Genomic DNA, 24,669 nt, shown 5'->3' on the forward strand with positions numbered 1-24,669 from the left:
AAAAAAACAGGAGATAGAGCATGTCCTTTTAACAGCCTGTATTGGAATTTTATGAGAAGCGGGAAGAAAAGCTGGTACAAAATCCAAGAATTGGAATGATGTATAAAGTATGGCATAAAATGAAGCCCGAAGACAAGCTGCAATATTGAAACAGGCTGATTATTATTTAAAAAATATAAATAACTTATGAAAACAGTGGTAGTTTGGTTTAAAACAGATTTACGAATAACAGATAATGAAGCATTATTAAAAGCAGTTTCACAAAATGAAAGTGTTATTCCTGTTTATTGTTTCGACGATTCAGATTTTGCAGTAACAGCCTATGGATTTAAAAAAACAGGCGATTTCAGGGCCCAATTTCTTATGGAATCCTTAATTGATTTGGATACTAATTTAAGAGCATTAGGATCAGGATTGCTTATTTTAAAAGGAAAGCCTGAAATTGAAATTCCAAAAGTAGTGAAACACTACAAAGCTGCTAAAGTGTATGCAAAACGGGAAGTTGCTTTCGAAGAAAAGTGTACTGAAAATTTAGTTCAGTCTGAGCTTTGGAAGCTTCAATGTGAATTTTTAACCTTTAGCACCAGTACTTTGTACCATGCAGAGGACCTGCCTTTTTCAATAAAAAATATACCGGATGTATTTACTGATTTCAGAAAAAAAACCGAAAGAGATTCTACAGTACGCATTGCATATGAAAAACCGGAAAATATAAAGTCGCCTGAAATTCCTGAACTTGATCTGCCAAATCTCCGGCAGCTTGGCTTAAACGAAATAAGCTTGGACTCAAGAGCAGCTTTTGGGTTTATTGGAGGAGAATCGCAGGCCTTAAAGAGGCTAAATTATTATTTTTTTGAATCACAGTCAGTTTTAACCTACAAAGACACCCGCAACGGAATGACAGGTCCTGATTATTCTTCGAAGTTTTCTTCCTGGCTTGCCTTGGGATGTATTTCTCCAAGGTTTATTTATCAGGAACTTAAAAGATATGAATCCCTTTATACTGCCAATGAATCGACCTATTGGCTAGTATTTGAATTGCTTTGGCGCGATTACTTTAGATTTATGATGAAAAAATATCGCAACAGTTTTTTTCAGAAAAACGGACTTAAAAATACCGATTCAGCAGTTGCAAAAATAGATTTTCAGAAGCTCCAAAACTGGATTGAAGGAAAAACAGGTGTAGATTTTATTGACGCCAATATGATCGAACTCAGATTAACTGGCTTTATGAGCAATCGCGGACGCCAGAATGCAGCAAGCTATCTGTGTAACGATCTGGCACTAGACTGGCGCTATGGTGCTGCTTACTTCGAGCAGCAGCTCATAGATTATGATGTGTGCAGCAACTGGGGCAATTGGGCTTATTTGGCCGGAGTAGGGAATGATCCCAGAGGCAGTCGTTATTTCAATATTGAAAGACAGGCAAAAGATTATGATAAAAACAAAGTCTTTAGAAATTTATGGTTAAAAGATTAATAGTAACGCAAACTTTGCATTTGATTACTAAACATTTCATAAAGATGTATTTCCATTCCTAATTTTTAATCAAAAATGTCCTGTAGTGATGTAAAAGTTTTCTATTGTACCAGACTTCTATATACCAGAGAAACTTATAAACCCAGAGTTGGATCGTATCACAATCAACATGAACTCCACGCATTTTCATGATCTCATCAATATCCCTATAGCTTAATGTAAACCTAAGCTTAAAATACACCACTGCAGTGTAATAGTCTTTGGATAGCAATGCACTTTCGCATTCATAAGTTTAAGAATTTAAAAAAGGCAAAGATAAAAGGTATTCCCAAATACGACAGAACCTTAATCTGTAATCATAGAAAAAAATTTGACAATTAAAAAACAACACCTTACATTTTCATAAAACAATAGTAGATTTCGTTAAACCTGTTCCTTGTATGTTGCACATCTTTGTATTACAAATAAATATAGAAAAAATGAAAATTATTATTACAGGTTCACTTGGACATATCAGCAAGCCTCTTGCTATTGCGTTAGTGCAAAAAGGTCATTTAGTTACAGTTATCAGCAGCAACCCTGCAAAACAAAAGGACATCGAGGATTTGGGAGCAATTTCTGCTATTGGCTCAATTGAAGATGTAGATTTTTTAACCCATACTTTTCAAGGTGCTGATGTGGTTTATTGTATGTTGCCTCCCTTCAAATTCAAAGAAGATCCTGATCTAGACGCAAGAGCTGAAGCGTTTAGGCTTGCCAAAAATTACAGTAAAGCTATTGAACAGGCAGGAATAAAACGTGTGATTCATTTAAGCAGTATTGGTGCTCATTTAGAATTTGGAAACGGACTTCTTGCTTTTCATTTTATAGCAGAAAAAGTTTTTAAAGAACTTCCTGATGATGTCATTGTTACTACTATGCGACCTGTGGGATTCTACTACAATTTATACGATTTTTTAGAATCCATACAAGGCAAAGGCTTTTTGGATAGTTTTATCGGAAAAATATTGACTATTAAACATTACGGTTTAAAGGGCTTTTTTCAAGGAAAAAAAGGACTGATTATGTCAAATTATGGTGCTAAAGACAAAATGCCCTGGGTTTCTCCTACTGATATTGCTTCGTCTATTGAAGAAGAAATAACCGCTTCAGGCTCTGTCAGAAAAGTGCGTTATGTGGCAAGTGAGGTTTTAACATGTCAGGAAATAGCATCTATATTGGGAAAAGCAATTGGAAAACCATATTTAAAATGGGAAACAATAAGCGATAAACAAATGCTGAGTGCTTTAAAACAGTTTGGAATACCTTCAACTTTAGCTCAGGACATTACTGAAATGAATGCAAGCATGCACAGCGGATTACTTTTTGAGGATTATTACAAAAATATACCAAATCTGGGCAGGGTAAAGTTTGAAGAATTTGCAAAAGAATTTGCCATCAAATACAATCAACAATAAATTAAAAATAGTAAAATGCTGAATAACTTTTTTGAATATTTTAAAACCAAAAACGAGCTATTGTTTAGCTACTCCATACTTTGTCTTGCTGCAGGCTGTATTTGCTTGATCCTTAGCAAATATAGCAGCCTCCAAGTTACAGGACTAAATGCCTGGACTAAGCCTTTCAAATTTTTTATTTCATTCGGCGTTTTTGCATTTACGATGGCTTTGTATGTTGTGTATTTAGACAATCAAAGACAAGTAACAAATTATTGTTGGAGCTTTATTATATTTTCTTCTATTGAATTGCTGCTCATTACTGTGCAGGCATCTCGTGGCAAAAAATCACATTATAATATAGATACACCATTCGATAGAGTTATTTTTGCGTTAATGGGATTGTCATTGATTGTAGTCTTAATTCATACTATTTTTATTATCACATTATTTTTTACTCAAAGCCAATTTGATGCAAGTGATGAAATGATTTTGGCTTTTAAATTAAGCTTAATAATGATGGTCCTATTTATGTTGCAGGGATTTGTAATGATAAAGCTTTTTAAACATACCGTTGGTGCAGAAGATAATACACCAGGTATACCGGTTTTAAATTGGAGTAAAAATTATGGTGATTTGAGAGTGGCACATTTTTTTGGAATGCATGCCTTACAAATCATTCCATTGCTTACTTTTATTTTAGCAAACACTAAAAGAGATGTTTATTTAATCAGCTTGCTCTATTTTGTTTTTGTTACCTTCACTTTATTTCAGGCCTTTCAGGGAAAACCGTTTATTAGATAAATATTATGGAAAAAACTACACCTTATAGAATTAAAACAATCATTGAATACCATAGTATTTTAGGCATACCGAAACCACAACACCCATTAATTAGCCTAATTAGCCTGGATAATTTTAAGCCGGTTACAAGTGATAAAAAAATTAGCGTTGTATTTGATTTTTATATGGTTTCCTTAAAAAGAAATTTCACAGGAAATATCAATTATTTATATGGTCAGGAACCCTATGATTTTAATGAAGGTATTTTATTTTTTATTGCTCCAAATCAAGTTTTTTCATTTGATGCCGATGATGATTTTACAAGTACAGGGTGGATGCTGCTTATACACCCGGACTTTTTATGGAATACAGCCTTAGCAAAAAATATTGTACAGTACGATTACTTTAGGTATTGGGTAAATGAAGCGTTGCATCTTTCAGAAAAAGAAGAAACCATTGTTGAAAACCTGATTCAAAATATAGAGCTAGAATACCATGCCAACCTTGATAAATTTAGCGAAACCATAATAATTACGCAAATTGAAACGCTCTTAACTTACGCTGACCGTTTTTACAACCGTCAGTTCCTTACACGAAAAAAAATAAACCATCAAATTTTAAATCGTTTGGAAGATATTCTTATTGACTATTTCAACAACGATGATTTGCTTACAAAGGGAATACCGACTGTACAATTTATTGCAGAAAAATTAGCTGTTTCGCCAAATTATTTAAGTGGCCTGCTCAAAGTATTAACAGGTAAAAGTACGCAGGAACATATTCAGGATAAATTAATAGACAAAGCAAAAGAAAAACTATCGACTACAAACTTGTCAATGAGTGAAATTGCCTATCAATTAGGCTTTGAATATCCGCAGACATTCGGTAATTTATTTAAAAAGAAAACTAATCTTTCACCTTTGGAGTTTAGACAATCTTTTAACTAAAAATACTCGTAACAATATCAGCTGCACCCTTAACGGCGACTTATCTACAATGGTATGCCCAAAATTGACTTTTACATCAAAATTCCTTTTTTCAATTTGACATTCTTTTAACCACCCTGAAGGGGATATCGAACCTCAAATTATTGTTTATTATTATCTATTTGGGATTTAAAAAAAATCGCCCTTTATGAATCATAAATATCAACCAGTAAGCTTAGCAAACATCCATTTAACTAATTAAAATTCAATAATTTGAAGCAAACACAAAAGAAAAAAATCTTAAGATTGATAAAATTCTGACTCATTCCTTTTTCATTCCTGAGATAATACGCTGCCTGTGAATAAATCCCCATTCAGCGATTGTATTGGTAAGTTCTTTAAGCGATTCACCGTATTGTGTAATCCTGTATTCTACCGCAACAGGCGCGGTACTTAAAACTATACGCTCAATCAATTCATTTATTTCCAGATCTTTCAATTCGCGGCTAAGCACTTTTCCGGAAATGCCCTTAACCTCTTTCAGTAGTTCGGAATAACGCATCGGCTTATAGCACAAACAAGCAATGATAGACATTTTCCATTTTCCATTTAAAATGTCCATCGTATCACTAATGGCCAATATTTTATGGCTGCAATCTTTTATTGGGTCGAAGTTCTGTTCCATATCATTTACGTGGTTACCTATTTGTCACTATAACTTTTTGTCACTTAGTGACAAATGTACATATATCAATTGTAGCTTTGCAATTAAAATATATAAAAAATGGAATTAATCAAAAATTTACAATGGCGCTACGCTGTTAAGAAATACTCTGAAGAATTGGTCAGTGAAGATAAGATTGACCAGATTATCGAAGCCATCAACCTCACCGCTTCTTCCTGCGGGATACAGCCTTATCGCCTGATTGTGGTGAAAAATCCTGAAATACGACAAAAATTAGCGGAGGGGTCATTCAATATACAGATCCAGGCTTCTTCTCATTTGCTGGTTTTTGCTGCATTTAACAAAATAACCAACGAATACATAGCAGATTATGTGGCCATGATGGAAGAACAACGGAATTTGGGAAACGGAGCTCTCAATGACTATAGAGATCTTCTGACTTCTTTTTTTTCCACCCAAAGTCCCGAGCAAAACGCAGTCTGGTCTAGTAAACAAGCCTATATTGGGTTAGGAACTGCCTTAATCGCAGCTGCTGAACTTAAAGTAGATGCTACTCCTATGGAAGGATTTGATCCGAACGTATTTGATGATGTTTTAGCCTTGTCAGAAAAAGGTCTTCATGCTTCTGTGATTATTTCTTTAGGATATCGAGATGCTTCTAATGATTATCTCGCTTCTGCACTAAAAGTCCGTTTGCCAATTAATGAATTTTCGAGCAGGATAGATTAATACCAAAATATTCATCATTTTTATAGTTTTCAAAAAATTCCAAAACAGATATCAATTGTTCTATTGAACTCTTACACTCAAAAAACTTCCAAAAACTCCAAAGCTACTTGCTTTGGAGTTTTTTATAAATTGAAATTCAGAATCTTGCAATTCTATTTCAGAGACCAGAACATGCTGATAGCTTATTATAAATTGAACCTTAAGAGTAATAGTTATTTAAAATAATTATCCCGTAAATAACCTTAATTAAAAGAGTGTCGGAATGCTAAAGGGGATTGATTGGTCTTGCTTTTAAATAATTTACTAAAAGATTGAGAGTGCTCAAAACCTAATTGAAATGCTATTTCACTAACCGAGTAGTTTGTAATCGACAGCATTTCCTTTGCTTTTTCAATTAGTTTTTCATGTATGTGCTGTTGTGTGGTTAATCCCGTCATAGATTTTAGCATTCCGCCCAAGTAATCGGAAGAGACATGAAGCTGCTCGGCAAGATAACTAACTGAAGGAAGGCCTTTTTGCGTATTATCCAATCCGTCAAAATAGTCTGTAAGCAATTCATTAAGACGGTCTGCTATTTGGTGGTTAGTGATTCTCCGTGTCATAAATTGACGCTGATAAAACCTTTCGGAATAACTAAGAAGGGATTCAATCTGCGTTATTATAATATCATGACTGAACTTATCCATATTATTATAATATTCTCGCTGAATATTTTGAATAATTTGAGTCAGTATCAATTCTTCTTTATCTGAAAGAAACAATGCTTCGTTCACGGAATAACCAAAAAAATCAAATTTTCTTATTTTTTGGGTCAGCGAAGTATTCCAAAGCAAATCAGGATGAATAAGGAGCATCCAGCCCGACTGTTCAGCACTGCTGTATTTTTCAGGATTTAAACTGGATATCTGGCCGGGTGCCATAAAACTTAAGACACCATTGTCAAAATCATATTCCTGCTGGCCATATTTAAATTTTACAGACCCCTTAAAATTCTTCTTTAGTGCTATACTGTAAAATCCGTAAACAATTGATTCCGGCAGATTTACCGGAATCTGTTTAAAAGGCTTTATCTCAATTACACTGATCAATGGATGCTCAGGGTTATCTAGGTTTAGCAGCTTGTGAAACTCATTGATTGATTTAATCTGATAAGGATTTCTTCTTTCCATCGGATAATTAACTTAGTTTTTAAAATATATTTTGAGCGCGCGTTCAACACTTTGTTTATAAGAAAGTGTAGGACGGCTTAATAATTGGCGTATGTCTGAAGGGTTTCCTACCATATCGGAGCCTAATCCATCAAGTACTCCTTTAATTGCTCCCTTTGGCGACTTGGAAATTACCTGTATAAGTGGTGCAAAAAAACGCAGCAATGCAAATGGAATATGAATTTTTGAGGGGTGCGTGCGACCGAGTACATCTGCAGCCATATCAATTAGCTGGTCCGAGGTAAGTACATCATCACTGCCCACCTCATAACATTTTCCATACGCCTGTGGTTTATCTTGTACTCCAGCAAGATAGTAGGTAAGATCATCAATAGCAATACATCGAAATTTATTTCGTCCATTTCCAAGAACAAAAGATACGCTTTTTTGGGCGTTTGCCAATACCATATTAAATCCTTGTCCGCCGATGCCGACAATCATGCCTGGCTGTATGACTGTTACATCAAGTCCGCTATTCAATAAAAACTGTTGCGTTTTCCATCTTCCTGATGTCCATGCGTCCTTGTTAGCTTCTGAAATACCTAATGATGTCAAATAGATAATCCGATTTACTCCATGCGCTTTACAAGCTTGGACTATATTTTGCAAGCCATTTAACTCTATGTCCATAAATTCCTTTCCTGAAGTATCGCCATGCTGGGGGGCAAGGGTGTGAATGCAGATATAAACGGTATCAATTGACACCAGAGCCTGATTAATAGATTTAAAATCTGAGATATCCCCTTTAATGATCTCGCAACCCTCATCAGCAAGATATTTAATTTTATCAGGACTTCGCGCCAGGCACCGCACTTTAAAGCTGTCAGCTAATAATTGTCTCGTTAAATAACTCCCTACAAATCCTGATGCACCGATAACTAAAACATTTTTCATAATATAGTGGTTTAAGATTGTAAAGGTCATCTTATATGTAAAAGCAACTGTAGCCAAAAACGGTCTTGTTGTAGCCAAAATCTAGTAGCGATATAAAATCAATGAATGAAAATGCCAATAGTACTTTAAATATGGTTTGTTTTTCTATTTATCTAGGAATTTATCGCAAACCAATATCCTTTCCTCATTGCCGCCACCGTAGGCATGAACCACTAATTGTACTGAAATCTAAAGCATTCTTTAACAGCAATAATTTCAACAACCCAGGTATACTTCCATGTCTTACCGGTTCCATGGGCTGTTAATCCATTTCCATAATGTAATTTTTTACGTGATTAGTTTAATGATGCAATTAAAAGTTATACGCCTTAAGCGAGCGAAGCATATTTTCAGCATGCAGGCCTGCTTTTTTACGTACCCAATTATTAATCCACCCACCAATAAGTGGAAAGTGTGAATAATGTACTTCTACACGAATATGGGTATCATTACCTCTAGATTCCAGAATAATGTAATAGAGCATTTTGCGGACAACCTTCGCGTTGCGTATTTGCTGGGCATAGACTATCTTATCCGGCCAGGGGTTAGATACAGTTTCAATTTTAAGATTGTGGGAATCAAGAACGCAGACATGCCTTGTGCCAACCCGGTTGAGTTGCTCTGTTATGGAAAGCACCTTCTTTACTTCTTGATCCCAATCGGGAAGCAGTGAAATATTGATAAGAAGTTTATGAAGCTTTTCTGCAGTATGGTTCAGCAATTTCTCGCGCACAACAGGATCAGCCATGACTAATGGTTTATTTAGATGTTTAGGAGGCTGTAATTTTGAGCGTAGCGGGGACAGCGGATGAAACGTATAGGCCAGGTTTCCCAGATCTTCATAGTACGAGTGATCATGGAAGGTATCCAGCCAGGTGGGATCGCAAGTCGATTTGAATTCATTGTAGGCATTGAACTCTGATGTCAGCATCAGGTACTCCTGGTGCGGAATAGAATTTTTTAACAGCCTGTGCAGGCGGATGAGCTCAATGCCGAATGGCTTGCGGAATCTGCGTACTTTTAGCAGTTCTATTGGACCGGCATGAGCAATCACTTTAATGGTAAGATTTTCAGCGGTGGCACATGCCCCGCAACGACATACCCTTGACTCCCGATATCGAGACAGGTGGTTATGAAAAGCCAGAAAAAAACTCTCGGCAAGCTGCAGCAGCGCAGCGCGGGATGCCATACGTCCATATCGGTAGAATAGTACGGCATCCCCTTCTATCTCAGCCACTGTCAAATGTAAAGAATCAGCAGCAATCACAGACTCCAGTAATTCTGCAACGATATGCCGGCTATGGCTGATCTCAGTCTCGTTGACAAAACGGGTAAATCCGCTGATATCTGCAATGACAAGCAGGGAGGGTTTAACTTCTGGCATATTTAATTTTTTGTTTACATATCCTATCTGAAATAGGCGATTACGAGTGTCCCGCCCATAATAACAGCTGCGCTTGTCTTTTGGCACAAAGAAAGCCGCTGCCTAAGCAGCATCATAGAGAGTAGTATCTTAGCCTCCGGTCCCAAATGTGGCTAGAACATTTACTATGCCTAAAACTCCACTTCTTAATGTATTATTGTGCTATGAAAACTCTATTAGAGAGATGAAATATGTGTCAACTTACAGGTAAGTTCCGAAGCGCTCAAAATGGCAACTATAACCTCCTGGATTCTTAATCAGGTAATCCTGATGGTACTCTTCCGCTGGCCAGAACTTTGTAAATGGCTCGAGGGTAGTAACGACCTTCGAAGGCCAACGCTCCGAATCATTGACAATACCTATAACCTCCAAGGCAACTTCTGTCTCTTGTTCATTTTGTATAAATAATGCCGAGCGGTAACTTGCACCTCTGTCATTGCCCTGCCTGTCAACAGTTGTCGGGTCATGTAACGTGAAAAAATAATCCAGCAGTTCCTTATAAGAGGTAATATCTGCGTCATAAGTAATCTCGATACCTTCGGCATGACCGGGATGATTCTTGTAGGTTGGGTTATCATTTTGCCCTCCCAAATAGCCGACTTCCGTATCCGTAACTCCCGGGCGTAATCTGAAGAGGTCTTCCATGCCCCAGAAACAGCCACCTGCCACATATGCTTTTCGTATATTTTCCATGATATTAAATTTTAATGTGTTTTTAAAAATAATGAATCATTCGTTGATTTTCATTGTTTTGCTTTTGTTTTAATTTGCAATGATGCAAAGATTAAAATCCTTCGCTGCAATTAAAAATCTTCTCTGACCCTAACTGCAAACCTGCTCCTCAGTAAATTGAGTTTTGGAGTGATATAAAGCTGACAGAAAGGTCCGCCTTTGTTTTTACTGTAATAGTTCAGCTGATTTTCTGCATTTAGCCTAAATTCCTGCAAAGACAATATTTTAGTGATATAATGGGTTTTGTTTTCAATTGAAAGGCGTAACAAGCTATCCTGAAGGCCTGCGATGTCCTTATCTTCAAAATAATATAGGGCCGAGCGGTACTTGGTCCTCATACTGTGCTCATTGCCGCTGCTGTGGGTCAGCAGGTGTACCTCGATAAGTACTTCATAGGAAATAATATTATTGTCGAAATATACGATAACACCTTCAGAGAAATCATTATAGGGAGCACTGGAGGAAATCCATCCTTGTTCCACTTTGATTACACCATGGAGTGACTGAAAGATAGCTTCGGTACACCAGTGGCAGCCACCTCCAAAACCCAATTTACATATATTTTCCATAGACCTTCCTTTGTGCTTGACAGATGCTATCCTAATTGGACTGGCTCAGCTCAGCTATTAGCTAGTAATAATACAAACTTACAATAATAGCTATTATTGAGGCTATAAGTGCTATCCCAGCCAGGACGACAGAATAAAGCGTCAACGTATTATTAAACGATGAATTGTTATAAGAGACAAGTTTTAGGCAGGCGTCGCCCTTCATTACGAAATTGCATTCCAGGTGGCTGTCCAGCTCATCGTATTCTATAGGTCCATGATCGTTCAGGGCATGATGGAAGGTATCGTAAAACCACGTCTTGACAGCTACCTCAATGTAATAATTGCCAAAATCGTACCCCTTTTGCTCCAGTTTCTCCCGAAGCCTTACAAAAGACAGGCCACTTTCAACATTAGCACTGCCTATTTTTAAAATATCCAAATAGAGTGAGTCGTAAGCTCTCATAATAAGTTGTACAATATTATTTGTGATTGGTTTTACTGCTTAAAAGGTGTATCACCTTTTGCAAGCGACTGAAAGAAGTTATTTAATGACTGGTTTTGGACTTACCACCGGGCTTTTATATTTATAGTACGGTACCAGGCCTTCACGCGTATTCTCATTCTCAGGATTTCCATCACCATAGCCTTTTGCGGCAAGGATAACAGGATAATATTGATAGAATACGTCTCCGTCAATGGCATGCTGAACATGGCATGACGCACACTGGTTGCCTAATGGAGGTGAATTTTCATTTAACTTATTTTTTTTGAAATCCGCATAGCCGAAATAGTTCCATCCCTCGTGCATATCTGGAAAACGTTTGCTATCTTTTACAGCAGCTGCGAGTTCAAAATGCGCGCCCTGGAAAAAACCATTTCCTACAGATGAAATCGTATCGCCAGAACGCAATAGTTCTTTTACGAGAATTGTACCTTCTTTCCATGTTCCGTGTTTTTTCCAATATGCATAGCCAACAGGATCTATATAAACGTTTTGGAAATCAGGAAATACAGCTTTAGGGTCATGTGATTTTGGGGTAGTAGCTGTTCCTGCAAAAACCCATGACCTATAGTTTATGGGGCGGATCAGATTGTTGTCGGCATCAAATTCGGCGTAAACTGTCTCATTTTTAACTTGTTCACTTTGCCCGCTCTTAGTTTTTGTATCCTGACAGGAATAGAGTGTGACCGTTAGCATGCTAAACATTAAAAGCAGCACAACGGATTGGTTTGGATTGATTTTCATAAGTATATTTTTGTATTAATAATGGTAATCATAATGGTCACTGCTGGTCGGAAAATCATATTATAAAACATTGGAACAGATTCAACACTGGAATGACGCTAGTACATGATTAAAGGATTCGTTAAAAAACCTTAAGAGTACGGATAGGGCTTTTTAGCGCTGTTCTTTTTTCTTATTGTAAGCAATAAGCGCGTCAGCTGCCGTCCAGATTGCACTGCCAAGAAGCACGATATCCTTTAAGATGAAACCTCCGTCAGTCGGTACAGGAAGACCTTCCTCGATTGTCCACATTCCCGGTGTTGAAATCAGAAAAGAAAGACTGGTGATAAACATAAGAACTGCACCAAGACTGCCATATGCAGAGAGTTTTGGCTGCCATGGCTTTATGGCTATCAGAACAGCAATCACAATTTCAACAGCACCAATTACTGCAGACACCTGTCCAACACTTAATAAATTGTACAGCCATGACATAAACGGACTGTTTGCGACAAGGGGCTGTATTGCCTGTGCTTCAAAGGCATAAAATTTAAAAATCCCAAAGCTTAATAGCAGTACAACCAGCGAATATCGGGTAGCTATTGTACCAACTATGGCAAGCTGATCTGTAGTCATACTGGAAAAAATAGTTTTGAAAATGTTGTCAGTTTTAAAGGATGCCCCTTGGTAAACGAATGATAAATTTTTCATGATACTTAAATTTAATAATTAATAAAACTTTATTTGTTACATTTAAAGATTTGCTTTTTTAATTGTGAGGCTAATTAAATATACAATATAAAACTTTTAAAGTTTCATTTAAATAGCTGATTTATGTTTGTTTTTTCTTTAATCTGTTTTTATTTACAGGATAATATCTCCGAATTGATTTTCTGAATCAAGGATATGTTTAAGTTTCGTATAAAGATCTCCTATAGTTTGCTTCTCAAGAACAGGGCGCATTGCAAGTTCAGCCGCGTTGAAATGTACATCTACCAATTTAGATAAGTTCCTACTTACAGGGCACTCGGGGTTTACCTTAGGCTTATTGAAAAGCTCACGGTCGCTCACAGCAAGATAAATTTCCCATAGTGAGATCTTTTCCACACTTTTGATAAGATGAAAACCGCCCTGTTTTCCAGCCACGCTCTCCATTATACCGGCAGTACGCAATGCTGTGGCTATGCGTCGTATTACAACGGGATTGGTATCAACACTCTCCCCAATTTCTTTGGAAGAAAGGATTGCCTCTCCCCTAAAATGTAGGTAAAGACAGATATGAATGGCAGTGGTATATTTAGCATCAGCTTTCATCGTTCTTATTTTTTTACAAATGTAACTAATAAAGTTTCATTTAACCAAATATTTTGCAATATTTTTTTAATTATTTCATTATTATATAGTCGAAAAATTTCCCTGAACGCTCAATCAGACCTTTATAATCCCCAAATCCACCACAAACAGCTAGTTTAATGGTTGGATCAACTTTACGCATGGCAGTCGTAAATTCTCTTACGCACACTTCGTAGTTTTCAACTCCAAAATCCTAAATTTCGTTATCAATTTCCCAATACTTAACGTTGTAAGACACATAGGTTTCTCCTTTTTTGATAGAAAATGTTCCTTGCTGCACTCCAGATAGTTCTGAACAAGCAGTTATTTTCTGAGAATATTTCATGTTTACAGCATTTCCTTTTACCATTTGGAAGCTGCCATTTCCAAACGATTTCCATTGTGGTGCTACTGATGGATTTTAAACCACTTCGGGCATACCAGTTATATAAACCTGAAATCTGTCAATAGAAGAAACTTGAATGTTTTGGGCTGATCAATCTGTCCTGGTTTTACAGCAGCACTTGCCTGATAATCAATTTAATTAGAATGTGTATTAAATATTTTTTTTAAACAAAATTTCAAAAATTGAATTAGAATTATAATCCTTTTTCAAAAACAAAACACTAAAAACAATCAGATAAAAATATTAAGATGACGAAAATTATATTTATAAAGAATAATGGTTTTGTTATCATAAAATGAATTACCCCGAGGCAGAGCCTCGAGGTATCGTGTTACTCAAAAGACAACCGTAGCTGATTTTTGTTAAACGATTTGTATACAATCTTCTCTTCTCCTTGATTTTGAATGTATTTTTGAATCACATCCTCATTACCATACTGACCAACCGTATTTACATAATATCCACTCGTCCAAAAATTACCACCCCATAACTTACTTTTAACTTCTGGATGCAATCGAAAAATCTCTTTGGTAGTAATACTCTTTACAGTCCTAACAATAATTTCAGCGGAAATCTTTGGTACACTTTGTATCAAAAAATGTACGTGATTTTCATCTGCTCCTATTTCAACAAAATGAATTTCATACCGTTCTGAAATATTTCTGCAAACTTCAACCAAACTCATTTCGACTGCCTCTGATAAAACATTTCTTCGATATTTTATCGGACAAACCAAATGATAAAGCAACAAGCTTTTATTATGCCGTTTGAAAATATGTTCACTCATCAAACAAATATACTAATCTTTGCGTATGACCCCGAGGCAGAGCCTCGAGGAATTCTTTTGATTAAAAAAAAACAACCTATTTGTAAATATATAAATACTAGTCCTTACATATTATCCTATTTTATTTAGTTGGTGTCAAACTATATAGCCCTGCACCGTGCTGCATTATTTTGCAGCTGAAATTGTTTTCAAAAGTTCCTAAGTCTTTATGATTCCATAAATCTTTGACCTTCACTTTACCTTTTATGCCAATTGCTTCAAAATCAACTTTTACATCATTATTTTCAGGAAAATCAACTCCTCCTTTATCTACTAAAACACCAAAGACAACAGAACCTTTTTCCTGGGTAACAAAACCTGTAGCAGAAAAAGTATCATAGCCTTCTGGCAATTCATATATAATAATGGATTCAGCATGGGCTCCAATTCCCTCCACAGTTTTATCATTAACAATAAGAGGCTGATTATCACAAGCTCTATTTACATGAACTTCACCCCAGCCAGAAGTAGCGTTTATCCATTTTAAACTGGTCAGCTTTAAATCGCCTTTTGGTCCATGAAGTATAGGATCTACCCAAGCCACATGATCCCAATCGGAACCATTGCCACCATCTTTTACAAATAGAACAAGTCTCTTTCCATCTTTTACAGAAACCTCAACTTTTTGGGAACTTCCTTTACCAGCAATTACCGGACTGGCATAATCCGCATTATTGAAATCGATATTTTCTCCTTTACTTTGTGCATTAAAAAGTGCTACATACTTATCTTTACTATTGGGTACATCGGCAGTCCAGACAATTAGGTTTGTATCCCGCGACACTTGACGATTATTGGTACTTTGCTGGTTTACTTTTAACATCTCAGGATTTGTAAGCATCTCTTTGGTAAAGTCATCCAGCTTTGTCATGTCACCTCCAAAAATAAGTGGCGAACGCCCAATTGCCCAAAGGCTCATAAGTGTATATTGCTCGTTTTTGGTGAAATTGGTAGGACGTTTGAAGTCAACAATACCTATAGGCAGCATATCAGCGTCTGGGAAATGCCCGGGACCTCTGAATGGTGTCCAAACGTCCAATCTCTCAAACATTGCTTTTAGTAATCCCCATCTGTCCCAAAAATCATCAGTGATGCGCCACATGTTGGCATTATTCATAACATGTTCTCCTTTGGCTACTGGTGTAGCTCCTGGTGACAAACTCAACAGAATAGGGCGACCTGTTTTATCAATAGCATTACGGATCGCTTCAATCTCCGCTTTTTGAATATCATTATAGGGACGAGAAATATCATCTACCTTAATATAATCAACGCCCCAATCAGCATACATATTTATTATGGAGTTGTAATACGCCTGACCCTCTGGTTTAACAGCATCAACACCATACATATCTGGATTCCATGGACAAGTTGAATTGGTTAATGCAATATCCTTAGCTTTAACAGTTGTACCAAAAACAGGAGTATTCTTTTCTACCGCCTGACGGGGAATTCCCCTCATAATATGGATTCCAAATTTTAGTCCTTTCGAATGCACATAATCAGCAAGCGGTTTAAAACCTTTACCATCAGATGCTGACGGAAACTTTTTGAGTCCAGGTGTCAGACGACCATATTCATCCATAGTAAGAATTGCTTTAGGATCATAAGCATGTCCTTTAGCTTCGGGTTCGTACCACTGAATATCTACGGTAAGGTATTTATATCCACTTGGCAGAAGATTTTTTGCCATTGCATCAGCTTGTTCCTTTATTTGTTGTTCGGTTACAGTTGTGCCAAAGCAATCCCAGCTGTTCCATCCAAGAGGAGGAGTAGTTGCCCAAGTATGGTATTTTTTGTTTGTCTGTGAATGAATAGCTGAAGTTCCAATTATCATAAACACAACAAACAAGGAGAATTGTTTTTTTAAATTCATTTTTTATTTTTTTCAATATGATTGTTAAAGCAGTATTTTTATTAACCTTCTGTATTTAAGGTAATTTTAAACCTTAGTTGAACCTGCTCTTATAAAACTGCATTTATTTAATATTGCTTGCATCAATGACTGCATTGTAGGCTGCCTTAAGATTCAACTCTCCATCAAACAAAAGTGCATCCTGCCCCCTACGCCATGACCTAGTATCGCTCAAGCCCCAGAAAGTTACACGGTCAATCACATCTGAGTGACGCATGAAAATTTCGAACAGCTTTTTATATATGTCAGCCTGTTTCTGATAGTTCTCTGCCGGTATTTTTTTATCTCCTTGGTTTACACCCATGGCACCACTATTATCACCTGTTGCAGTAACATCTAGTTCGGTAATAGAAACCCTTAGACCCAAAGATGCATAGTTCTCAATTGCTTTTTCAACGTCAGCAAGATTAGTGTCCAAGTGCCAATGTCCCTGAATTCCCACACCGGTAATTGGAGCACCTTCTGCGATGAGTCGCTTGAGCAGTAACATAGAACTTGCGTGTTTCCCTTTGTTTTCTACAGCGCCCTGTTCGATATTATAATCGTTGTAATATAACTGCGCTTTAGGATCTGCTTCATGTGCCCATTTAAAAGCCATTGTAATAACTTCGGGGCCAACGTATTTATACCAACTAAAAGTTCGAAGATTTTCTGTTTTGCCGTCACCGCCGTCGGCAATCGATTCATTAAATACATCCCAGCCAACAACACGTCCTTTGTATCTTCCAGCCACAGTCATAATATGTTTCTTCAGACGTTCCAAAACGACTTCTTTGCTCGCCAGCGGGCCTGTAATTTCACCTCTATTGCGGCGTGGATTATTAGTACCACTTACTGGCGCAACAGGAGCTACAGTAGGAGTTACAGTTGGAATTGCTGGGGTAACTGTTTCTCCGGCCACTGGATTTTTTTCCTGAAAGAACCATTGTGGCGTCTGGCCATGCCATGCTAAAGTATGTCCCCAAACCTTTAAACCATTCTTCTCACACCAATCAACCATTGCATCCGTGGTTAAGAAGTTGTATGTATCCTCAGTAGGATGAATTGGCTGTGGTTTCATACAATTTTCTGGAGTAACAATGTCGTATTGCGTTCTAATACTTGTCTGATAAGCCTCGGAATTCGATCTCAAATCATCAGCACATCCTATCAGGAATTTCCCTGAAAATGCTTGTTTTAAGGTTTTTTGAGGTGAAGAATTGCTATTTTCCTGAGCAAAAACACTAACAGTCAGTACTCCACTCAAGATAAAGCTTGCAATCCATTTTTTATTAATCATAATTTTATTTTTAGGTTTATAAAATAAGTCTGTTTATGCTTTGGTTGATTTAAATTTTTCCTGCCGCATTTGAATTTTTAAAAGACACAAATCAAATAAATTCAGGTTTGTTTTGTGTTTATTCAGCAACAGAACCTATATAACTAACTCCATTGCAATCAGATGAAAATTATTTAACCGGAGATAAAACAAGAGTCATATCACTTCCATTGACTACGAAAAAAAGTTCAATCGATTTAGCCTTTGTTTTATCGGCATCGTTTCCTTTTATTTTGCCTGTAATTTTGGTTGGATTGCCCATAATGTCAAGAGAAAAAGAAATGTCTTCTCCTTTAATTACCCCGTTGGATATTGGAGAATCACTACCGTCTGGACCTTTTGACGAACCTGTTAATTTTTCACCTTCAACTTTAAAGGTATAATTGATTTCAAATTGGTCCATAACCGTTCCTTTCCAGTTTCCGGTAATATCCTGAGCATAACCGAATGAAACAAATACCATTACCATAAATAAAGTTGTTACTGTTTTCTTGATCATAATAGTTAAATTTTAATGTTAATAACTGGATTAATTGAAGTGATAAAATTTATTCATATTGTATGTTTTTTTTATTGTTTACCATTGACAATTAATGCATCTATTGCTACTGGTCCATTTCCTTATTAATAATTTCAATACTATGTTTGCCTGCTGCAAGTCCGTTTACTTTATAGACTAGCTGTTGCGATTTGCGTGAACCTTTAATGGATAAATCCGTCATGCCATGAATCTTCCCATCAATCTTAACCTCGATTTTTCCAGCATTTACTTCCTTTGGAGCCATAACCGAAATGCTTTTGCCATTAAATGAACTTTTCCATATGTCACCAGATTTATTACTAATGGTAAGATCATTATTAATCTCCACTACCCAAATTGGAAATGCGAGACCATCCAACGGCAACAGCTCCTGGATCATGATCATTTATCCAGCCTTTGTCATGTGTAATGCGCAACACACGAAAGTTTTAAGTATATTTATTGAATTGTGACATTAGTTCTTTTTAAATCTTTTGCATCTGAACTATTTCCATAATAAAGCTCATATTCACCAGAGGTTACAGCCATTGCCATAGTTTTAGCATCATAAAACTCAAATGAAGCCGCTGGCAGATCAATCGTTACATTTTGCTTTTCGCCAGCTTTTAAATTAATTCTTTTAAAAGCTTTCAATGTTTTTAAAGGTGCATCAGCAGTGTCATCTAATTTTCGAACATACACCTGTACAATCTCTGTTCCGTCACGTTTGCTAGTATTCTTTATCGGAAAGGTTAGTTGCGTATTTTCATTAGATTTTATCTTTGTCTTGCTTAAATTAGCTACACCAATGTTGAATTTAGAATAACTCAGACCAAAACCAAACGGAAATAAAACATCTGTTGTATAGCGGTAGGTACGTCCTTTTAGTGAATAATCTTCAAAGTCACCTAACTTATCGGAGTTTTTATAAAATGAAATGGGAAGTTTACCTGCCGGATTATAATCTCCAAAAAGAACATCAGCAACTGCCTGACCTCCTGATTCCCCAGGATACCATGCCTGTAGAATGGCATCACAGCTTGCCGTTTCTGGTGTTAAGGCAATTGCTGACCCGGAACAATTTATGAAAATTACTTTTTTACCTGCCGCTTTAAGTTCTTTTAAACATTTTCTCTGAACAGCTGGAAGCTCAATATTAGTTCGGTCGCCACCTTTAAAACCAGGATAAGAAACAGGCATTTCTTCTCCTTCAAGCAGTGTCGAAAGTCCACCGGCAAAAATTACGGTATCTATTCCTTTTAATTTTTCAATTAAAGCTCCGAAATTTATATCAAATTCTTTTCCAAAATCAAATTCAAGATTTGCCTGCCAGTTGTTTGATTGGGCGAAAAGAATTTCGATTTTATATTTTTTACCTGCTTCAACAACAAAAGGAAAATTACTCGGAATAGTACGCCAATTGGTATATTTAGCAATAGATTTTCCATCAACTTTTAATTCAAAAGCTCCTGTAGCACCTGTCTTAAATACAAGCGTATCATTTGTTTTGGCAGTAAATTCAGTTTCATATTTTCCTGAAAATCCTTCAAGTTTAACTCCGGAAGCAAATTCGTGCTGACCAGCAGTTGTCATTTTTATAGGGTTCACAATTTGCTGAGATATAACACTAGCGCCTTCTCTATTTGGATTATTCCAATAGGTAACTTTCATTCCTTTTTTGCCTTCAAATGAAATTTGGTCAAAATAACTTTGATTTACTTTATCCTCGACTAAATCACAGGCTTTATCATAAAATATTTTGTCGGCTGTAATTTTGGATTCAATTCCAGCCTTAATAGTAATTGTTTTATTTGGAGTTCCGTTATAATTTCCCCAAAGCATTGGTTCGTTGCTGGCATTTGGACCGATTAAAGCAATTTTACCTGCAGCTTTATTCAATGGAAGTATATTGTTTTTATTTTGCAAAAGCGTCATTGACTTTTGAGCCATTTCAAGTGCTAGTTGCTGGTGTTCTTTACTGTTAAGAACTGATGGTGGAATTTGAGCCCAAGGCACGATAGCATCATCATCCATTTCGCCTAAATCAAAACGGCCTACTAAAACACGAAGCAGACTTTTATCAATATCCGATTCTTTGATTAAGTCTTTTGCAACAGCATTTGGCAATTCTTTAAAAGGATATTTTTCCCAAACACATTCTACATCTGTTCCTGCGAGTACTGCTTTTGAAGCAGCGTGAACCGCATCTGACGAAACTTTATGAGTGGTATAGAAATCAGTAACCGCACCACAATCTGAAACAACCAAATATTTATAACCCCACTCATCACGAAGAATACGCTGCAAAAGTTTAGTATTACTACAACAAGGTTCATCGTCTAAACGCTGATATGCACACATTACCTGACGTACATCTGCCTCCTGCACCAATGATTTAAATGCAGGCAAATAGGTTTCATACAATTCTCTTGGATTTACATTATTTAAATTCAGCTCATGTCTGCTCCATTCAGGTCCTGAATGGACAGCATAATGTTTGGCACAGGCTAAAAGCTTACGGTATTTTGCATCTGCCGGACCCTGTAATCCCTTGACAACAGAAACACCCATTCTGGAAGTAAGATATGGATCTTCTCCATAAGTTTCCTGACCACGGCCCCAGCGGGGATCCCTAAAAATATTGACATTTGGCGTCCAAACCGAAAGACTCAAAAAACGTTTGTTCTCATTTCCATCTTTAATCCATTGGTTGTATTTTGCTCTGGCTTCATCAGAAACAGCATCAAAAACATGATACAGTAATTCGTCATCAAATGAAGCTGCCATCCCAATAGGTTCTGGGAAAACGGTAACATTATCATTATTGGCATACCCATGTAACGCTTCACTCCACCAATTGAATTTTTTAATTCCAAGTCTTGGTATCGCATCCGATTGATCGCACATTAGAACTGCTTTTTCTTCGAGTGTTAATCGTGAAATTAAATCCTTGGCACGTTTTTCTGAACTAAGAGACGGATCCTTGTAAGGATATTGTTGTGCGTTTATACTAAAAAAAGTAAATAAACTGATAACAAATAGACAATTGATTTTCATAATTTTCTTTTGAAATTATTTGAAATAAAATGAGCTTTCTACTTAAATAATAATGGTGTATACATAAACAAATCATGTCTCCAAACTGGCCAGCTGTGTCCTCCGGGATATTCACTGTACTTGTATTTAATTCCAATTTGGTCAAATTTACCCATCATTATTTTACAATTTTCAAAAGCAATATCTTCCTTACCGCCCATTGAAATCCAAAATAGTTTAATATTTGAATTAATAGCGGCCGTATTATTTTTCATAAATTCATATTGAGGATCTGATAAAGTGGTGTTGTTTGCCCACCAGCCTGAACTAAATACACCAATGCTGGAAAACATATCCGAGTTTTTAATTCCGGCATAAAGGGTTTGTAATCCGCCCATAGACAAACCAGCCAAAGCCCGGTTTTTAGCATCAGTTGCTACTTTAAAATTACTTTCTACAAAAGGTATTGCGCCTTTTTTTAATTCATTTTCAAAAGCTTTTAATGCATTTTCGTTAAAACCTCCTACTCCACCAGTATTTCCCATATTACCATCAAGCATAGCAATTACCATTGGTTTTGATTTATTTTCTGCTATCAGATTGTCTAAAATTAAGTTAGCCTTGCCTTGGGTAGCCCATCCTCTCTGGTCTTCGCCTCCTCCATGCAACAAGTATAAAACTGGATATTTTTCATTGGAATTATCATATCCCGGCGGCGTATAAACATACATTTCACGCCATGAATTAGTTGCTTTTGAAAAATATTTTTTTATCGTAATGTCACCATGCTGCACATTATTTAAAACATAAAAATCTCCTTCTTTATTTGGAATTTCTATTCCACTTGCCATACGTCCCATACCATAGAAACTTTCGCTTGAAGGATCTGCAACAGCTACACCATCAATAAGCAACGAATAATAATTAAATCCTTTATTTACAGCATCAGTAGTTACGTTCCAAATTCCCTCCGTGTCTTTTGACATGTCATACTTCTTACCTAGATCGATTTGCACTTTTGCAGCTTCTGGTGCCTTAACTTTAAAAACTACTCTATTGTCAGGTAATATTTGAGGATATTTAGCATTTCTAATATTCGTTTCTGCAGGAGATCCTAAAATAGTATATTTTGAAAAAGTTGTAGGATCTACTGCCTTAAACAAGAACTGGGAGAACATATATAAACCGTTTTTCCACACTTTAAAATCATGAACACCCGGCTCAATGTAATAGATATGAGGCACATCGTTTTTATACAAATAATCATGAGTACGTTTGCTATTATAAATAAGCCCGTCATCATCTCCGCATGAAATCCAAAGCAGTTTTAATTTCTTTTTTGCTTCTTCAGGATTAGGAACCAAGTCTTGAGGTGCCTTCGTATTTGGAGCTGATGAAAATCCGCCTACCCATGCAAATTTATCTAAATTTCCTAATCCAAAATTTAAAGACTGACCACCGCCCATAGATAAACCTGCAATAGCACGGTGTTCTCTATCCTTAAGAGTTGGGTATTTCTTTTCGATGAACGGAATCAAATCATTTAATAAATCTTTTTCGAAAGCAGCAAATGCCTGCACCTTATCCGGTGCCATTATATTTCCTGAAGCGCTGTCATCCTTCATGGCCCTGCCGTTTGGCATTACAATAATCATAGGCTCGACTTTACCTTCTGAATAAAGATTGTCTAATATCACTTGTGGACTGCCTCCATTTAACCATTCTTTTTCATCACCCCCTATCCCGTGCAGCAAATACAAAACCGGATACTTTTTATTTTTGCTAAATCCCGGAGGAGTATAGACAGTTACTTTTCTGGTAGAACCAACAGTTTTAGAATTATATTCCAAACTCTCTACTTTGCCATTTGGGATTCCTGCACGTATCTGATCAAACCCTTTTGGACCTTCTTTTTCTATTTTTTGAGCCAATAAACTGCTGGTCATAATAACCATGGCAAAAATTGACAAGAGATTTTTTTTCATCTTAAATATTATTTTATTTAATTATTGAATGATATGGATTATTTAAACAACAAGCTTGCATATTGGTTTAAGGATCTTCTCCAGGTTAACCACTCGTGTGCAGTTGCCTGAGATTCATAAAACGTATACTTAATTCCTTGCTTATCTAACATTTTCCTGAAAGCACCTACAGAACCAGGAAAAGGATTTGGTTCCTTTGTACCTAATCCGAGCCATAAAACTTTAAGCTGTTTATTAATTGTTTTTGCATCATTAAACTTACCTCCTAAAAATTTTGCCGGATCAATTTCATCTGAACTTGGATAATTGGAAGTACCGCTAAATCCTCCGTAATAAGCAAACTTATCCAGATGGTTCATTACAATTCTCATTGTTTGATTTGCTCCCATAGAAAGTCCGGAAATTGCTCTTTGTTCTCGATTGGCCATAGTACGAAACTTAGTGTCAATCATAGGAATAACTTCCGTAATTAGTACCTCTTCAAAAACAGATTCCTGAGGTTCTTTTTTATCTGAAGCTGTATTGATTTGTGGTTTATACGCATATCCATTATCCATTACAATAATCATTGGAACCGCTTGTTTTGAAGCAATCAAATTATCTAAAATTAAATTTGCTTTACCCTGAACGGCCCAGCCGGTTTCATCTTCAAAACTTCCATGCTGAAGATAAAGAACCGGATATCGTGTTTTTATATTCTCATTATATCCCGGAGGTGTATATATAAAACAGCGTCTGAATGAATTTGTTATTTTAGAAAAGTATATATTTTCACTAACAAGACCGTGAGGCACTTCTTTCAATGCGAAAAAATCCTGATCAACTGACGGAATCTCTATTCCACTGCCTAAACGACCAGCGCCATAGAAATATAAACTTCCCGGATCAGGAACGGAAGCTCCGTCAATATTGAGCTGATAATAATGAAATCCCTCATCCTGAGGATTGGATACTCCTGTCCAAATACCTTTTTCGTCTTTTACCATATCGTATTTAGTGCCGCCAAGATCAAGCTGTACTTTATTGGCCTGAGGGGCTGAAATTCTTGCCCGAACCCTCGCCTGTGAATTTACCTGCGGATATTGCTGCCCTGGCTGATTAACAGATGATGGCTTAAAATCTTCGACTATTTGCTGTTTTTCCTGACCTTTTACTGACTGAAAAAACATACCGGAAATTATAATACTTATGCTAAGAAATCTTTTCATATTTAGTTTTTTA

24 protein-coding genes are annotated in these 24,669 nt (G+C 36.5%); 5 read left to right on the forward strand and 19 right to left on the reverse strand.

Translation table 11 applies throughout. The annotated features are described in order from the left end of the window. The first annotated feature begins 186 nt into the window (after positions 1-186). The 4 genes from ABI657_RS04745 (at position 187) to ABI657_RS04760 (ending at position 4,645) form a co-directional block, all read left to right on the forward strand. Positions 187-1,479, forward strand: a complete 1,293-nt coding sequence (locus tag ABI657_RS04745; RefSeq protein ID WP_348096095.1) for a DASH family cryptochrome — start codon at positions 187-189, stop codon at positions 1,477-1,479. 479 nt (positions 1,480-1,958) lie between these two features. Continuing rightward, positions 1,959-2,936 (forward strand): NAD(P)H-binding protein, encoded by a 978-nt coding sequence (locus ABI657_RS04750; RefSeq protein WP_348096096.1) that lies wholly within the window; start codon positions 1,959-1,961, stop codon positions 2,934-2,936. A 15-nt stretch (positions 2,937-2,951) separates the two neighbouring features. Beyond that, positions 2,952-3,719: a hypothetical protein gene (locus ABI657_RS04755; RefSeq protein WP_348096097.1), complete on the forward strand. Its 768-nt coding sequence runs from the start codon at positions 2,952-2,954 to the stop codon at positions 3,717-3,719. A gap of 5 nt (positions 3,720-3,724) precedes the next feature. Further along, a complete protein-coding gene (locus tag ABI657_RS04760; RefSeq protein ID WP_348096098.1) occupies positions 3,725-4,645 on the forward strand; it encodes a helix-turn-helix transcriptional regulator in 921 nt (306 codons plus the stop codon). Between the two features lie 301 nt (positions 4,646-4,946). Here ABI657_RS04760 and ABI657_RS04765 read toward each other — a convergent pair whose 3' ends face one another. Continuing rightward, positions 4,947-5,309: a helix-turn-helix domain-containing protein gene (locus tag ABI657_RS04765; RefSeq protein WP_348096099.1), complete on the reverse strand. Its 363-nt coding sequence runs from the start codon at positions 5,307-5,309 to the stop codon at positions 4,947-4,949. Between the two features lie 99 nt (positions 5,310-5,408). Between ABI657_RS04765 and ABI657_RS04770 the strand changes: the two genes are divergently transcribed. After that, positions 5,409-6,038, forward strand: a complete 630-nt coding sequence (locus ABI657_RS04770) for a nitroreductase family protein (RefSeq protein WP_348096100.1) — start codon at positions 5,409-5,411, stop codon at positions 6,036-6,038. 242 nt (positions 6,039-6,280) lie between these two features. Here the strand turns inward: ABI657_RS04770 and ABI657_RS04775 are convergent, their stop codons facing one another. The 18 genes from ABI657_RS04775 to ABI657_RS04860 form a co-directional block, all read right to left on the reverse strand. Next, complete coding sequence (locus ABI657_RS04775) at positions 6,281-7,207, reverse strand: helix-turn-helix transcriptional regulator (protein ID WP_348096101.1); 927 nt, start codon at positions 7,205-7,207, stop codon at positions 6,281-6,283. Between the two features lie 12 nt (positions 7,208-7,219). Continuing rightward, entirely contained in the window at positions 7,220-8,140 is a 921-nt protein-coding gene (locus ABI657_RS04780; protein WP_348096102.1) for an NAD(P)H-binding protein, read from the reverse strand. Between the two features lie 352 nt (positions 8,141-8,492). Then, the gene (locus ABI657_RS04785) at positions 8,493-9,563 is read right to left on the reverse strand and encodes a DUF2652 domain-containing protein (protein WP_348096103.1); all 1,071 of its coding nucleotides are present in this window, start codon (positions 9,561-9,563) and stop codon (positions 8,493-8,495) included. A 240-nt stretch (positions 9,564-9,803) separates the two neighbouring features. Further along, positions 9,804-10,295, reverse strand: a complete 492-nt coding sequence (msrA, locus tag ABI657_RS04790) for a peptide-methionine (S)-S-oxide reductase MsrA (RefSeq protein WP_348096104.1) — start codon at positions 10,293-10,295, stop codon at positions 9,804-9,806. 110 nt (positions 10,296-10,405) lie between these two features. Continuing rightward, positions 10,406-10,903, reverse strand: a complete 498-nt coding sequence (locus ABI657_RS04795) for a peptide-methionine (S)-S-oxide reductase (protein ID WP_348096105.1) — start codon at positions 10,901-10,903, stop codon at positions 10,406-10,408. Between the two features lie 523 nt (positions 10,904-11,426). Beyond that, on the reverse strand, positions 11,427-12,083 hold the full coding sequence (locus ABI657_RS04800; RefSeq protein ID WP_348096106.1) for a cytochrome P460 family protein: 657 nt from the start codon (positions 12,081-12,083) through the stop codon (positions 11,427-11,429). Positions 12,084-12,284: 201 nt separating this feature from the next. Next, positions 12,285-12,821, reverse strand: coding sequence for a DUF417 family protein (locus tag ABI657_RS04805; protein ID WP_348096107.1), 537 nt, complete (start codon positions 12,819-12,821; stop codon positions 12,285-12,287). Positions 12,822-12,974: 153 nt separating this feature from the next. Beyond that, positions 12,975-13,424 carry an Rrf2 family transcriptional regulator gene (locus ABI657_RS04810; protein WP_348096108.1) on the reverse strand — a complete coding sequence of 150 codons (450 nt, stop codon included), beginning with the start codon at positions 13,422-13,424 and terminating at the stop codon, positions 12,975-12,977. Positions 13,425-13,494: 70 nt separating this feature from the next. Further along, positions 13,495-13,632, reverse strand: a complete 138-nt coding sequence (locus tag ABI657_RS04815) for a hypothetical protein (RefSeq protein ID WP_348096109.1) — start codon at positions 13,630-13,632, stop codon at positions 13,495-13,497. A 24-nt stretch (positions 13,633-13,656) separates the two neighbouring features. After that, a complete protein-coding gene (locus ABI657_RS04820; RefSeq protein ID WP_348096110.1) occupies positions 13,657-13,812 on the reverse strand; it encodes a hypothetical protein in 156 nt (51 codons plus the stop codon). A 367-nt stretch (positions 13,813-14,179) separates the two neighbouring features. Next, complete coding sequence (gene tnpA / locus ABI657_RS04825) at positions 14,180-14,635, reverse strand: IS200/IS605 family transposase (protein WP_348096111.1); 456 nt, start codon at positions 14,633-14,635, stop codon at positions 14,180-14,182. A gap of 121 nt (positions 14,636-14,756) precedes the next feature. Next, positions 14,757-16,550, reverse strand: coding sequence for an NPCBM/NEW2 domain-containing protein (locus ABI657_RS04830; RefSeq protein ID WP_348096112.1), 1,794 nt, complete (start codon positions 16,548-16,550; stop codon positions 14,757-14,759). A gap of 103 nt (positions 16,551-16,653) precedes the next feature. Continuing rightward, complete coding sequence (locus ABI657_RS04835) at positions 16,654-17,835, reverse strand: endo-1,4-beta-xylanase (RefSeq protein ID WP_348096113.1); 1,182 nt, start codon at positions 17,833-17,835, stop codon at positions 16,654-16,656. 202 nt (positions 17,836-18,037) lie between these two features. Next, positions 18,038-18,406: a hypothetical protein gene (locus ABI657_RS04840; RefSeq protein ID WP_348096114.1), complete on the reverse strand. Its 369-nt coding sequence runs from the start codon at positions 18,404-18,406 to the stop codon at positions 18,038-18,040. 106 nt (positions 18,407-18,512) lie between these two features. Continuing rightward, entirely contained in the window at positions 18,513-18,827 is a 315-nt protein-coding gene (locus tag ABI657_RS04845) for a hypothetical protein (RefSeq protein WP_348096115.1), read from the reverse strand. A gap of 59 nt (positions 18,828-18,886) precedes the next feature. Further along, positions 18,887-21,484: a xylan 1,4-beta-xylosidase gene (xyl3A, locus tag ABI657_RS04850; protein WP_348096116.1), complete on the reverse strand. Its 2,598-nt coding sequence runs from the start codon at positions 21,482-21,484 to the stop codon at positions 18,887-18,889. Between the two features lie 38 nt (positions 21,485-21,522). Continuing rightward, positions 21,523-23,448 (reverse strand): alpha/beta hydrolase-fold protein, encoded by a 1,926-nt coding sequence (locus ABI657_RS04855; RefSeq protein ID WP_348096117.1) that lies wholly within the window; start codon positions 23,446-23,448, stop codon positions 21,523-21,525. 38 nt (positions 23,449-23,486) lie between these two features. After that, on the reverse strand, positions 23,487-24,656 hold the full coding sequence (locus ABI657_RS04860; RefSeq protein WP_348096118.1) for an alpha/beta hydrolase-fold protein: 1,170 nt from the start codon (positions 24,654-24,656) through the stop codon (positions 23,487-23,489). Between the last annotated feature and the right edge of the window lie 13 nt (positions 24,657-24,669).

It is taken from the genome of Flavobacterium sp., from assembly GCF_039930565.1.
GTDB lineage: Bacteria > Bacteroidota > Bacteroidia > Flavobacteriales > Flavobacteriaceae > Flavobacterium.

Excerpts from the sequence above, each read along its gene's own strand:
- msrA (WP_348096104.1), bottom strand. The coding sequence starts at position 10,295 with ATGGAAAATATACGAAAAGCATATGTGGCAGGTGGCTGTTTCTGGGGC.
- ABI657_RS04805 (WP_348096107.1), bottom strand. The coding sequence starts at position 12,821 with ATGAAAAATTTATCATTCGTTTACCAAGGGGCATCCTTTAAAACTGAC.
- ABI657_RS04785 (WP_348096103.1), bottom strand. The coding sequence starts at position 9,563 with ATGCCAGAAGTTAAACCCTCCCTGCTTGTCATTGCAGATATCAGCGGA.
- ABI657_RS04780 (WP_348096102.1), bottom strand. The coding sequence starts at position 8,140 with ATGAAAAATGTTTTAGTTATCGGTGCATCAGGATTTGTAGGGAGTTAT.
- ABI657_RS04750 (WP_348096096.1), top strand. The coding sequence starts at position 1,959 with ATGAAAATTATTATTACAGGTTCACTTGGACATATCAGCAAGCCTCTT.
- ABI657_RS04775 (WP_348096101.1), bottom strand. The coding sequence starts at position 7,207 with ATGGAAAGAAGAAATCCTTATCAGATTAAATCAATCAATGAGTTTCAC.
- ABI657_RS04820 (WP_348096110.1), bottom strand. The coding sequence starts at position 13,812 with ATGGTAAAAGGAAATGCTGTAAACATGAAATATTCTCAGAAAATAACT.
- ABI657_RS04795 (WP_348096105.1), bottom strand. The coding sequence starts at position 10,903 with ATGGAAAATATATGTAAATTGGGTTTTGGAGGTGGCTGCCACTGGTGT.
- ABI657_RS04855 (WP_348096117.1), bottom strand. The coding sequence starts at position 23,448 with ATGAAAAAAAATCTCTTGTCAATTTTTGCCATGGTTATTATGACCAGC.
- ABI657_RS04745 (WP_348096095.1), top strand. The coding sequence starts at position 187 with ATGAAAACAGTGGTAGTTTGGTTTAAAACAGATTTACGAATAACAGAT.
- ABI657_RS04860 (WP_348096118.1), bottom strand. The coding sequence starts at position 24,656 with ATGAAAAGATTTCTTAGCATAAGTATTATAATTTCCGGTATGTTTTTT.
- ABI657_RS04760 (WP_348096098.1), top strand. The coding sequence starts at position 3,725 with ATGGAAAAAACTACACCTTATAGAATTAAAACAATCATTGAATACCAT.
- xyl3A (WP_348096116.1), bottom strand. The coding sequence starts at position 21,484 with ATGAAAATCAATTGTCTATTTGTTATCAGTTTATTTACTTTTTTTAGT.
- ABI657_RS04755 (WP_348096097.1), top strand. The coding sequence starts at position 2,952 with ATGCTGAATAACTTTTTTGAATATTTTAAAACCAAAAACGAGCTATTG.
- tnpA (WP_348096111.1), bottom strand. The coding sequence starts at position 14,635 with ATGAGTGAACATATTTTCAAACGGCATAATAAAAGCTTGTTGCTTTAT.
- ABI657_RS04830 (WP_348096112.1), bottom strand. The coding sequence starts at position 16,550 with ATGAATTTAAAAAAACAATTCTCCTTGTTTGTTGTGTTTATGATAATT.
- ABI657_RS04765 (WP_348096099.1), bottom strand. The coding sequence starts at position 5,309 with ATGGAACAGAACTTCGACCCAATAAAAGATTGCAGCCATAAAATATTG.
- ABI657_RS04810 (WP_348096108.1), bottom strand. The coding sequence starts at position 13,424 with ATGAAAGCTGATGCTAAATATACCACTGCCATTCATATCTGTCTTTAC.
- ABI657_RS04800 (WP_348096106.1), bottom strand. The coding sequence starts at position 12,083 with ATGCTAACGGTCACACTCTATTCCTGTCAGGATACAAAAACTAAGAGC.
- ABI657_RS04845 (WP_348096115.1), bottom strand. The coding sequence starts at position 18,827 with ATGATCCAGGAGCTGTTGCCGTTGGATGGTCTCGCATTTCCAATTTGG.
- ABI657_RS04770 (WP_348096100.1), top strand. The coding sequence starts at position 5,409 with ATGGAATTAATCAAAAATTTACAATGGCGCTACGCTGTTAAGAAATAC.
- ABI657_RS04840 (WP_348096114.1), bottom strand. The coding sequence starts at position 18,406 with ATGATCAAGAAAACAGTAACAACTTTATTTATGGTAATGGTATTTGTT.